At 41.1% G+C, this 12,345-nt stretch carries 10 protein-coding genes; all 10 read right to left on the reverse strand.

The genetic code is table 11. The features are described 5' to 3' along the window. Positions 1 to 15: 15 nt before the first annotated feature. Positions 16 to 2,379 (reverse strand): ribonuclease R, encoded by a 2,364-nt coding sequence (rnr, locus tag BM377_RS03195; RefSeq protein ID WP_092243581.1) that lies wholly within the window; start codon positions 2,377 to 2,379, stop codon positions 16 to 18. Between the two features lie 75 nt (positions 2,380 to 2,454). After that, entirely contained in the window at positions 2,455 to 2,697 is a 243-nt protein-coding gene (gene secG / locus BM377_RS03200; RefSeq protein ID WP_177223780.1) for a preprotein translocase subunit SecG, read from the reverse strand. Positions 2,698 to 2,779: 82 nt separating this feature from the next. Beyond that, entirely contained in the window at positions 2,780 to 4,327 is a 1,548-nt protein-coding gene (gene gpmI / locus BM377_RS03205) for a 2,3-bisphosphoglycerate-independent phosphoglycerate mutase (protein ID WP_092243586.1), read from the reverse strand. Between the two features lie 78 nt (positions 4,328 to 4,405). Next, positions 4,406 to 5,125 carry a hypothetical protein gene (locus tag BM377_RS03210; protein ID WP_092243592.1) on the reverse strand — a complete coding sequence of 240 codons (720 nt, stop codon included), beginning with the start codon at positions 5,123 to 5,125 and terminating at the stop codon, positions 4,406 to 4,408. Between the two features lie 91 nt (positions 5,126 to 5,216). Next, positions 5,217 to 6,875, reverse strand: coding sequence for a DUF4153 domain-containing protein (locus BM377_RS03215; RefSeq protein ID WP_092243599.1), 1,659 nt, complete (start codon positions 6,873 to 6,875; stop codon positions 5,217 to 5,219). 108 nt (positions 6,876 to 6,983) lie between these two features. Next, a complete protein-coding gene (locus BM377_RS03220; RefSeq protein ID WP_092243603.1) occupies positions 6,984 to 8,159 on the reverse strand; it encodes a cation diffusion facilitator family transporter in 1,176 nt (391 codons plus the stop codon). 34 nt (positions 8,160 to 8,193) lie between these two features. Continuing rightward, the gene (locus BM377_RS03225) at positions 8,194 to 8,862 is read right to left on the reverse strand and encodes a thiamine diphosphokinase (RefSeq protein WP_092243607.1); all 669 of its coding nucleotides are present in this window, start codon (positions 8,860 to 8,862) and stop codon (positions 8,194 to 8,196) included. Positions 8,863 to 8,885: 23 nt separating this feature from the next. Next, the gene (locus BM377_RS03230) at positions 8,886 to 10,277 is read right to left on the reverse strand and encodes a tetratricopeptide repeat protein (RefSeq protein ID WP_092243610.1); all 1,392 of its coding nucleotides are present in this window, start codon (positions 10,275 to 10,277) and stop codon (positions 8,886 to 8,888) included. After that, entirely contained in the window at positions 10,274 to 11,113 is an 840-nt protein-coding gene (locus BM377_RS03235) for an HAD-IIA family hydrolase (RefSeq protein WP_242948076.1), read from the reverse strand. Before BM377_RS03235 ends, BM377_RS03230 begins: the two co-directional genes overlap by 4 nt. 13 nt (positions 11,114 to 11,126) lie before the next feature. Beyond that, positions 11,127 to 12,332: an ion transporter gene (locus tag BM377_RS03240; RefSeq protein ID WP_092243614.1), complete on the reverse strand. Its 1,206-nt coding sequence runs from the start codon at positions 12,330 to 12,332 to the stop codon at positions 11,127 to 11,129. Positions 12,333 to 12,345 lie beyond the last annotated feature (13 nt).

A 12,345-nucleotide genomic window follows, 5' to 3' on the forward strand; every position in this document is an offset into this window, starting at 1 on the left:
ACTTACCTGTTCTCTTTATCTTTTCTTCTTTCTGCCCTTACCCTGCGCACTTCTTGCAGCCTTGCTTGTCGCAGATTTCTTGTACTTGTGGACCTTATAGACCTTCCTTGTGGACTTAGACTTCTTATCCGCGTTCTTATCGGATTTCTTATCGGATTTCCTATCAGATTTTTTAGAAGCTTTTCCTTTGGAAGTCTTTGATAATTCCTTCTTGGCCTTTTTCAAAAGCCTGTCTACTTCTTCGGAAATCTGCGCATTATCGGCCTCTTCCTTGGCTTTTTTGCTAAGAGTTCTTATCTTTTTGGCTTTATCGCCCGCAAGCTTACGAGCCTTGGGGACATACTCTTCTTCATAATACAATTCATCTTCATTCTCATCAAAGTCCTCATCGACAAGCCTGAAGTCGATTGTCTTTGAGATTCTGTCTGCTCCTACAACCTTGATCTTAACCTTCTGACCAAGAGTGTATTCCTTGTGATATCTTTCGCCGACAAGCTTCATCTGAGCTTCGTCATATACGTAGAAATCATCGGCCATAGATGCGGCAGCGACCATTCCTTCGCAGGAATTCTCAAGCTCAACAAAAAGCCCCCAAGCGGTCACACCTGATACAACGCCCTCAAAAACTTCTCCGACATGATTTTCCATGTACTGAGCTTTCTTAAGCTTATCGGTCTCACGTTCTGCTTCCTCAGCTCTTCTTTCCGTCTCCGAAGAATGCTTGGCAACTTCATCAAGGATCTCACTGTAATGAAGCATCTTGGCTTCATTCATCCTGCCTCTTAAATGATCTTTGATTATTCTGTGGATCTGAAGATCGGGATATCTTCTGATGGGAGAGGTAAAATGGCAATAGTAGTCAAATGCAAGTCCGAAGTGTCCTGTGCATTCCGTGCTGTACTTAGCTTGCATCATACTGCGAAGAGTCATCCTGCTGATAACAGCCTCTTCCTTGCTTCCCTCTATATTCTTAAGGAGCTTTTGCAGCTCTTTTGGCTTAACTCCCTCATCGCGTCTTGTCTTTATATGAAGTCCGAAGCTATTTACAAAAGCAGAGAGCGTAGCGATCTTCTCGGGATCGGGCTGCTCATGTATACGATATACGAAAGGGCTCTGAAGGAAATAAAAGTGCTCGGCAACCGTCTGGTTCGCCGCAAGCATGAAGTCTTCGATAAGCTTCGTTGCCGTGTTTCTCTCATGAGGAACAATATCTATGGGATTTCCGTCCTTATCAAGTATAATCTTGGTCTCGGGGAAATCAAAATCTATTGCGCCCTTCTTCTCTCTCTTTTTCCTAAGAATGGATGAAAGCTTGGCCATATCTTTGAACATGGGCACAAGTTCTTCGTATCTTGCGATCTCTTCTTCGTCCTCATCCTCAAGTATCTTGGCAACGGAAGTATATGACATTCTCTCGTTGACATTTATAACAGTCTCAGAGATCTCATGATCGATAACGCCGCCGTTCTTATCAATTGTCATAAGGCAGGAAAGAGCAAGTCTGTCCTCGCCGTGATTAAGCGAGCAGATACCGTTTGAAAGCCTGTGAGGGAGCATCGGTATAACCCTATCCACAAGATAAACACTGGTTCCGCGCTTTAATGCTTCTCTGTCGAGAGCCGACTTTTCCTGAACATAATTGGTTACATCCGCAATATGAACTCCGAGATGGTAAAGACCTTCATCGTCAATAGAAAGACTTACTGCATCGTCAAGGTCTTTTGCATCCTCTCCGTCTATTGTGACCATAGTAACGCCTCTGAGGTCCATTCTGCCAAGCATATCCGCTTCACTTATGACATCGGGACATTTATTGGCCTGATTTATAACTTTCTCGGGGAACTCCGTCGGGATATCGTAGTTCTTTACAATAGATAAGATATCGACACCCGGATCGTTGATGTTTCCGATAACCTCTTTTACCTTACCCTCGGGCTTCTGTCTCTTCTTGGCATCGCCGTAATCCGTTATGGTGACTACAACTTTATCTCCCGTAACGGCGCTTCCGTGAAATTCAATCGGAATAAAGATATCGCTTGTAAACTTATCGCTGTCGGGAATGACAAAACCGAAGTTCTTCTCGGCCTGATAAGTTCCTACAATCTCCTGAATACCTCTTACAAGGATGTTTCTGATACGTCCCTCTTTACGTTTGCCACTCTGAACGGGAAGAATCTCTACTTCCACCGTGTCTGTATGAAAAGCTCCGTGAACGTAATCTTCGGGAATAAAAATATCCTCATCTTCCCCTTCTACAGTCACAAAGCCAAATCCTCTTGCATTAGAAATAAACTGACCTACCACATGGTTGTCAGCATATTTCTTGCTATTACCGAATAAGCTTTCTTCTACTCTTTTAAGTCTTCTTCCTTTACTCATATTCCCTCATAAAATAATCAAGGCACTCTATTTTATTATAGAGTGCCTTGCGATAATCTTACAATAACAGTTCTATCAGAACAGTTTCATGTTAAGAAGTATACTGAGTACTATAAACAACACAGATAAAACAACCGTTATAGTCTTGAGAACTCCCTCTCTTGAACGGCCTCTGTTCTTGCCCCAATATGTATTCTCAACTGTTCCCTGAATAGCACCAAGTCCCTGATTCTTACCTTCCTGAGCAAGAACAAGCACAACAAGTGCAAGGCAAACCAATATAAAAATAATTCCTACTACATAACTTAAAGTACTCACGAAATACATTCCTCCCGGTACATATTCTGCATATTATAGAATCATGCGCTAAATGTCGCGTACAAACTACTTTATCATATTATCACTTTTTAATCAACAAAGACTTTCCTGTCATCTCTGCAGGCTGCTCTTCTCCCATGCACTCGATAAGTGTAGGAATGATATCAGCAAGGCAACCGCCCTCTTTAAGAGTATATGCGGGATCATAGTTAACCAAGATGAAAGGAACAGGGTTTGTTGTATGAGCTGTCCAAGGCTCACCTGTCTCATAGTCGATCATCATGTCGGCATTACCGTGGTCTGCGCAGATGAACATTGTTCCGTTAACAGCCTTTATAGCCTCAACGATCTTTCCAACGCACTCATCTACAGTCTCTATAGCGGAAACCGCTGCAGGGATAACACCTGTATGTCCTACCATGTCGGGGTTAGCGAAGTTGGCAACCACAACATCGTACTTCTGAGAGTTAATGGCATCAAGAATCTTCTCGCATACTTCGGGTGCGCTCATCTGAGGCTTAAGATCGTATGTGGGAACATCCTTAGGGCTGTTTACAAGCACTCTGTCCTCACCGTCGTTGGGCTTCTCAACACCGCCGTTAAAGAAGAATGTAACGTGTGCATACTTCTCTGTCTCAGCGATACGAGCCTGCTTAAGTCCCTTAGCGGCAAGCCACTCACCGAATGTATTTGTAAGAAGAACCTTCTTAAATGCAACTTCTTTATTAGGAATAAGAGGATCGTAGTCTGTGAAGCAAACGTAGGTTACATCAAGTCTCTTACCTCTGTTAAACTTATCAAAATCATCATCACAGAAGCAATGTGTGATCTCTCTTGCTCTGTCGGGACGGAAGTTAAAGAAGATGATCGAATCCTTATCCTTAACTGTAGCAACGGGTGCTCCGTTCTTCATAATAACAGTAGGGATAACGAACTCGTCTGTCTTACCGTCCTTGTATGTCTGAACCATGCACTCGTGAGCGCTGTCAGCCTTGTTGCCCTCGCCCTTTGTAATTGCGTTGTAAGCAACCTCAACACGGTCATAGTTGTTATCTCTGTCCATAGCATAGTAACGACCTGAGATAGAAGCGATCTGGCCAACACCAAGCTCTTTCATCTTGTCCTCAAGCTGCTGTACAAAGTCAATTCCGCTCTCCGGAGGTGTGTCTCTTCCGTCGAGGAAGCAATGAACATAAACTTTGCTAAGTCCGTTCTTCTTAGCAAGTTCAAGAAGTCCGTAAATATGAGTGATATGGCTGTGTACACCGCCGTCGGAAACAAGTCCGTACATATGAAGTGCAGAATCATTGGCTTTGCAATTATTGATCGCTGCCATAAGTCCTTCGTTAGTAAAGAAATCACCGTCCTCGATTGACTTTGTGATTCTTGTGAGCTCCTGGTAAACAATTCTGCCGGCACCCATGTTCATGTGTCCGACCTCTGAGTTACCCATCTGTCCGTCGGGAAGACCTACTGCAAGTCCGCTTGCAAGTCCCTGTACGAAAGGATACTCCTTCATAAGTGAATCCATAACGGGAGTCTTTGCCATAGCAATGGCATTTCCCTCAGGATTGGGGTTGATTCCGTATCCGTCAAGGATCAAAAGAACTGTTGGCTTTGAACCTCTCATTTATATATCCTCCATCTTCTACGCATATAGCGATTAAAAAACTAATAAAATTATATTTTTACCACTGCATAGTATATCTCAAATAATGGCTTTATGACAAGATGGGTTTAATTTTGTTTTGGACAACAGTATAAGACTGAACGGATACAGCACCAAACCTATGTACAACAGGAAGATCAGTATATATATCTGATAAAAATACGCAACAAGACCTGCAGCAGCTTGTCCGATCGCTATATATATCGCAGCGGATACTCCAAGCCATATAAGCGATATAAGTCCCGCAACCATTACTTTCAGAATATACATTCCTGCCGGCAGGCCACTTGCTTTATAAAAATAATACAAAGCAAAAATATAAGTGATAAGCACAAAGATAAGATTGATCACAAACTCAGTATTGGCCATGGTTAAAACAGTTTTTTCCGTAAACCCGAAACTCTCTAAGCTTCTCGCCAATCCTTCCGTTGTCGTCGATGAAAAAATACCGTTTGCGATACCTAAAATAATCCCTATTGCCGTTGCCGCAATAAGCGCTGCGATAAATCCGCCTTTCTTTCCGCTGTTATCTAAGGATACATTCTTTTTCCATGCGCGATAAGCTTCAAAAGGCAATATTGCAAATGTAATTCCAAAAAAAATACCCGAAAGACAACTAAACGCCTTATCGCTCATTGAATGATATGTAGGCATAAAACTCATGGTAATACTTGCAAAAAATGTTGCAACCAAAAAACATGCCACAGAAAACCAATGTTCCCTAATAATCTCCTTATATGCCCCATTTAATCTAAACATCTCTTTCCTCCAAATAAAAAACAAACTATTAAATATTATTTCAAATTATAACAGATTTGTTAATTATTTGCAAGAGATGTTCTTCTATGCCTTATTTAAACACATATCCGTCTGCATATATATCAACTATTGTCTTACCGTCATCACTTAGGTCAATACTGAGCCAGTGTATTACAAGTTCACCGCCGTTCTTAAGTTGTATATTCTTATCAAGTACCCGATTAAGTTCATCATCGTCAGCTCCGGCTTTATACAAGGCCATAATATCACTGACAATATCATTAATATTGATCGTATCGACAACTTCGTCTTCATTACAAACTATTTCAAGTTCCAGAGTCTTAAGATCAATACCATCATCCTCTCTATCATAACGGATTTGTACATTGTAAAAATCGGTATATGGTACGCTGAAAGTATAATGAGCATCTTCATCTCTCTGTACTACTATATATTTTAAAGTATTCTCACTTTCTTCAATAACTCTCGCAGCCTTTTCCAGCTCTCTTAACTGTTCATCACTGTAATGATTTTTGATATAGATCTCACCGGTAGCTCCGCAAAAATACTTTAGGGTCGAATATGCTTCAGATGCTTCCTTTACAGTTCTTTTACCCGCTTTGTCTTTATTGTTGAAGTACCTTACGATTCTGCCCTTTTGCGATGCTATAACGGAAGAATAAGCATTGATCCCGGGCGCCAAATAAGAGATCGCTACTATAACTGCAATCAAAGGAAGCGCTAAATAAATTACTTCTTTCTTTTTGGCGATACCGATAAAATACAAAACAAAATATCCTATCTCAAATGCAACTACCGCTATTCCCGCATATCTTGCAAGAGTCAGTCCGTAACCTGAAATACGTATCGACATTGAAATGATCTGCAAGATGATAAACGGAATAAATATAAGCGGCATTATCCTATATATCTTCTTCGTATTCTCTTCGCAGATTCCCTGTGCCATTGTCCAGATAAACACGCCGAAAGCGAACATCGCCGTAAGAATACCAAACACCTGATTTGAAGGAAACTTAAGCGTAACTATGATCTTGATGATATAGATATAGACGATCAAAAAAGCAATAGCAAGAAGCCCCGGAAGCACAATAGTCAGCATAATTTTTCCGAATTTGCTGATCTCGCCCTCGGTCTTGGAAAGTCCGACAAGAATACAAGGAAACTGCACAAGTCCAAGAAGAAATATCCAAAGTCTCTCATATACGCTATAGTCAAGTTCAAACAAAAGCGCATTGAACGCCGCCACTATAAGAAACAAGCCGATCGTAATAACAGCATAAACAAGCTCGGCCTTCAAAAGGCCGCAAAAAGCCTTAGCGGTATAGATCTCGAATGAACATTTACTCTTTTTATAGAAAAAATATAAAGTTGCGCAGATTGCTGCAACCATAAAGCAAAAAGTAATCCTTATCGCATACTCATAAATAAGCCTTACAGACAGCTCGTTAAGTCCGATTACCTTTGAAACATCTTTACTGTCATAAGCCAAAGAAACTCCGGAAAAAAATCCCAGTACCGCTGAAACAGCCATTACCGAGGCATTTGCGACAATGTACTTTTTATTCTTAAAATCATAATCCCCGTCATTTGTCTTTTTGTATAAGCGATAGGTTTCACATACCAGTGCTCCGACAGCAAACACCACTAAGAAGGTCGCTATCAGATTGATCACTTTTTCTGCCGATTCATATTTATCAAAACCATCGGCCGTGATCGCATACAGCAGCATTGATTAAAAAACACTCGAAGTTGATATCGAGTGTTCCCTCAAAATCATTAAAAATGCATCTTTTATTTTTTTAAGTCCTAACATCTCTTTCCTCCTAAAACGAATAATTTACTCAGTAAGATCAGCCTTATCGATTGTGATATCACATACGATATCGGGCTGGATTCCTTTTATATGCTCATCCAAATATGAAATTATGTTATCATCCTTGATATCATATTTATACGGAACAGTCAAATCAAAAGCCACTCTTCTGCAATCACCTTTTGCATGAATAACCCTAAAATCATGAAAGCTAAGATTGGGGTCAAGCTCAGCAACGATGTGCTTTACCTTCCTCTTAAGCGCCTCTGAAAATTCATCATCCGTAACTACGGGATCCATATGTATGACGATCATACATCCGTACTTGTTTCTGATCTCATTCTCAATATCATCAATTTGATCATGGACCGTAACGATATCTTTATCTCCGGGAACTTCAACGTGAAGAGATACAAAATTTCTTCCGGGGCCGTAATTATGTATTATAAGGTCATGTACACCCAGAACTCCGTCAAAACCAAGAACAAATTCATTTATTTCTTTTACCAGTTCTTTGCTCGGAGGTTCACCCAGAAGCGGACTTATCGTATCACGTGCGGCTTCGCAGCCTGTCTTTACAATAAAAACGCATGCAAGAATACCTATATATCCGTCAAGAATTATTCCCGTCTTATGCGAAATAAATGACGACAACAAAACAATACCCGTTGTGACAACATCGGAAATACTGTCCATAGCGGTATTCTTAAGTGCCGCACTCTCTATCTTTTTTGAAGCCTCAAGATTTCCCCTAAACATTATTAACTTGATAATTATGGAAAAAATAAGAATACCGGCTATAACGCCGTTAAACAAAGTCTCCTTCGGATGAAAGATCTTTTCGACAGATGAATGCATCAGTTCAACGGCCATAATGATGATAAAAAGAGCTACAATAAGCCCCGCAATATACTCAAGTCTTCCGTGTCCGAACGGATGCTCCTCGTCAGCCTCCTGCCCGGAAAGCTTAAAGCCGACAAGCGTAACTATGCTGGATGCGGCATCTGATAAATTATTGAACGCATCGCCCGTTATAGAAATGGAGCTGCTTATAATACCCGCAAAAAGTTTGGTTGCAAATAAAATGAAATTAAGGCAAATGCCCACTATTCCACTGAGAATCCCGTACTTATTCCTTACTTCAAGATCATCCGTGTTATTGTGATCCTTTATAAAAAAGGTTGCAAGAAAAGATATCATAAGTTGTACAAGCCGCGGTCAAACGCACAAAACTCTAATCAGCAAACTCCACGCAGATAAGAAGCGTTCCCCTCTCTACCGTCAGCTCAGCCTCCTCATCAATGATAAATTCATTACTGACTCCAAGCGGAAAATCGGATGAAAGCTCGCCGTTATCAAGAGTATAGCTAAGTCCCTTGATCGTCACACCCTCCGCTTTTTCCGATAAAGAAAATACAGAAATATACCCGGTATTTCCTCTGTTAAACTTGACGGTCTCATTCTCAGCTATCATGAGCATTTTGTCATGATCCATGATGTATCCCGTTCCGCCGTTATGTTTAATATACAATAAAGTCTGTACATTGGCAAAGCTGTGATCAAACCTTCGTCCGCCCAAAGCCCCATATAAAAAGATCTTTTTATAACCTTTTAAAAGAGCTATCTTAACAGCCTTCATCGTGTCAGTATCATCTTTTCTGACTTCAAGCTGCATTATCCTGTCAGGGTCGCTCTCTCTTATCTCTTCAAGCGTTCTTTCGGCATCGGGGCCAAGCTCGTTAAGAGAATCGAAGTCTCCGACGATCAAGTCCGGCAATATCCCAAGGTCTCTGGCATACATAAATCCCGCATCGCATGCAATACAATAATCCCCTTCTTCAAGAGGAATTTCTATAGGAGTAAAACTCCCGGCAGAAATAATAACGCATCTTGGTTCTCTCATGTCTTATATCTCCCTATGCCGGATCAGGCTTTAATCCTTGATTCAATAGTGTCTATATCCATTTCCCATTCATTTTCTCCGCCCCAGTCACCGACGATCGTTTCCTCGACAGTGCCGTCACGCAGTTCGATGGTTGTATCCAACCTGTAATTCATTTTGGCTACCCTTGTTGAATTACCTGAAGTAATGTAGCTGTAAAGATAAGTAACCGAATACTTGGTGTGTGGATACATATTGTCTTCTATAGAAGCCGGTTCGTATGAGATCGAATTTCTCTGAACGCCGTCATCTTCAAAATAATTGGCCCAAAGAGTTATAACACCGGAAGTAGACGGATTCTCTTCAAAGCTTAAAAATCTATAGCTCCACTCATCGTTCTTTTGATTTAAGATCACTGCCTCTCTGCTGATAGGTACATAGACTGTATTCTCCAAAGGAGTCTTTTCTTTATTCAAAAATACATCCCTAAGCGCCAGATACTCATCGGATACAACAAAGCTTCTTAGCTCATCCACATTACCGACATCAAGCTGAGTAAAAACATCCGCAAATATAGCCTGTACTCTAAGACTGTCGTCGAGACAGGCTTCAAAAGACTTTATATTATCATCACTTCCTATTACGTTAACAGCTCTTCCGATCAGTTCTTTGTATCCGGAAATATCGGAAATATTCAACGTAAAAGATTTTTCGTTAGGTATCAGGTATTCTCTGATAACAGATTTAAGCTCATCCGACGGATTGGCATTGCAGACGTTTATCATCCTGTCAACGACGCTCTCATACTTTTCAAAAGAGCAATCGGATTCTTTTTCACCTTTTACAAATTCCGGTCTGAAAAGAGCATTGATATCGCTTCCGTAGGAATCCTCAAAGCATCTTAGATATGCCGCGTCAATAAGCTCTATCGCATCCTTGTTGTCATTATCCTCTTCAAGAACGTTCACTATGGATTCAACCACACTTATGTCGGTAGCGTTATGATTCATTTTATCAACCGCTTCATTTAAGACAACGGCATGATAATTATCAAGGAGATCTTCATTCTCGGTGTTCTTCCATCCGTCATATAAGATCTTCTTGGCCGATTCGGAATCGTCTATGCTTAGATAAGCTCCTGCCATATTGGAATAGGCAACAACAGATTTGGAATCTATACTTATCGCTTTGTTATAGGAATCTATCGCTGCGTCGTAATCGGCGTTTTTAGAATATTCATTGCCTGCAGCTATCGCTTTTTTTACCTTAACTTTCGGAAGATGCGTATATATCAAAAGCCCTGCTATAAATACCGCAACAAAAGAAAGAGCTATGATTCCCGCCTTTCTAAAATCAAATCTCTTTCTGCGTCTTCTTCTGCCTCTGTATGAATTTCTGCCTCTGTTTACAGGCCTTCTTCTATCATAGTAACTCAACGTAAAAGCTCTCCCATCTCTTTTATAGACTCAAATACGGCATCGGGACTGCAATCAAACTTATCCATGTCCTCAAGTTTGGTCTCTCCGGAAAGCACCAAAACTCCGATTGCGCCGTTATTAACTCCGGTCGCCACGTCAGTATAAATCCTGTCACCGACAAACGCAATCTTCTCTTTGGAAACACCTGTCGCACCGACAACCATATCTACAGTCTCTTTAAATGGCTTACCGACAAACCCCGGTTGCTTACCGGTAGAGAGCTCTATAGCCTTACAAATAGCTCCGCAATCAGGGATAAATCCGCCCTTCATCGGACAATTGATATCGAGGTGGGTTGCAAGAAAAAGCGCACCTTCCCTTATATATGTGCAGGCATTGGAGAGCTTTTCAAATGTAAGTGTCTTATCAAAGCCCACAACCACAATGTCAGGTCTTTTGTCCATATTTGCGAGAGCATCTTCATTTTCAAGATTAAAAAGATTGATTCCCGCAGCTTTAAAGCTGTCTTCCAAAGGCTTTGTGCCAAGAAGATATACGGATTTACCTTTATAATTGGTATTAAGATATGCCGTCATAACATCGCCCGAAGTCATGATCATATCTCTTGTTATATGGCAATTCATCTTGGCGAGCTTTTCTATATAGAGCTCAGCCGATGTCGATGAATTATTGGTGAAAAAGATATATCTTTTACCGGCTCTTTTGACCGCTTCCAAAAAGTCCAAAGCACCGTCTAAAATATCATTTTCAAGATAAAACGTGCCGTCCATATCAAGGACGAAAAGCTCCGTTTTATCTAGGATTTCTTTCTTCGTATCAAGATCAAACATCATAAAAAACTACCGCCTAAACATTTTCATTTTGGACATGCTTACCGTAAATCAGCACGGTATCGCCCGCTTTAAGAGACAGACTTCCCTTGGGAATAAGTGCTTTCCCGTTTCTTCTTATCATGAAGATAAAGCTCTGTCTTGAAATATCTATATCTCTTATCGCCGTTCCGTTCCAGGAATGGCCTTCATTTATAACGATTTCTTTAAGATCGATAGGCTGAAGATCCTTGGTCTTCTCGGCACACATTACAACCAGATCGTTCTTCATAAGAACGGTATCGCCCCTTGGAATGATGGTATCATTTCCGCGCTGAAGAGCTACAACCATCACATCTTTCGGAAGTCCGATCTCATTTATCTTCTTGTTACACCACTTATCCGGCGCTCCGAGCCTTATTCTGATAAAGTGAATATTCTCTTCTTCCGTGTATTCACCTATTGTCTTAAGTCTCTGATACTGCTCGACAAAGCCGGCGGAAATAATACCCGTGGGGATAGCGACCATTCCGACGCCGAGGAAAGCTATAACTATTCCAAGTATCTTACCGGCAACGGTCCTTGGATAAATGTCACCGTAGCCTATAGTCAAAAGAGTCGACGCAGACCACCAGATTCCTGAAAAGGCATTCTTGAAAACTTCCGGCTGCATCTCATGCTCAACGCTATACATACAAAGACTCGCGGACATCATAAGTATCAATATAATAAATACCGATGCCATGAGCTGTTGCTTTTTACGGCTGATAACTTCGGTAATGACATTGAGCTGATCGTAATAAGAATTGATCCTGAAAAGTCTTAATATCCTCGCCACTCTAAAGAGCTTGAACACTGCGGTTCCTCTGGGAAAGAAGAACGGCATGTAATACGGCAGGAACGATATAAGATCGATAAGTCCTGTAAAAGATGCCGCATATTTAACAGGTGCATATTTCTCGGATTCCTTGGGATAAAGCTCCGGCGCCGTAAATAATCTAAGCACATAGTCTATAGCAAAGAAAAACGTTGTGACTGCCTCTATAGCAAGAAGGAGCGACCCATAGTTCCGCTCCATATAATCAAAAGTAATGGCAAACGCCGAGAAAAGATTCAAAAACAGCGCAATAATGCTGATCACATCATACAGTCTGTTTATGGGCTCATCAACAACGCCCACGCTGACCATATTAAAAAGCTTAGCTCTTATTCTTCTGCTCTTAATGTTCTCGCTTTTACTCATTATCCCTCCTGTA

Source organism: Butyrivibrio sp. INlla21 (assembly GCF_900116875.1).
Classification (GTDB): domain Bacteria; phylum Bacillota; class Clostridia; order Lachnospirales; family Lachnospiraceae; genus Butyrivibrio.

Bases quoted from the DNA above. Each gene is read 5' to 3' on its own strand.
- rnr (WP_092243581.1), bottom strand. From the start codon at position 2,379: ATGAGTAAAGGAAGAAGACTTAAAAGAGTAGAAGAAAGCTTATTCGGT.
- gpmI (WP_092243586.1), bottom strand. From the start codon at position 4,327: ATGAGAGGTTCAAAGCCAACAGTTCTTTTGATCCTTGACGGATACGGA.
- BM377_RS03210 (WP_092243592.1), bottom strand. From the start codon at position 5,125: ATGTTTAGATTAAATGGGGCATATAAGGAGATTATTAGGGAACATTGG.
- BM377_RS03215 (WP_092243599.1), bottom strand. From the start codon at position 6,875: ATGCTGCTGTATGCGATCACGGCCGATGGTTTTGATAAATATGAATCG.
- BM377_RS03220 (WP_092243603.1), bottom strand. From the start codon at position 8,159: ATGATATCTTTTCTTGCAACCTTTTTTATAAAGGATCACAATAACACG.
- BM377_RS03225 (WP_092243607.1), bottom strand. From the start codon at position 8,862: ATGAGAGAACCAAGATGCGTTATTATTTCTGCCGGGAGTTTTACTCCT.
- BM377_RS03235 (WP_242948076.1), bottom strand. From the start codon at position 11,113: ATGATGTTTGATCTTGATACGAAGAAAGAAATCCTAGATAAAACGGAG.
- BM377_RS03240 (WP_092243614.1), bottom strand. From the start codon at position 12,332: ATGAGTAAAAGCGAGAACATTAAGAGCAGAAGAATAAGAGCTAAGCTT.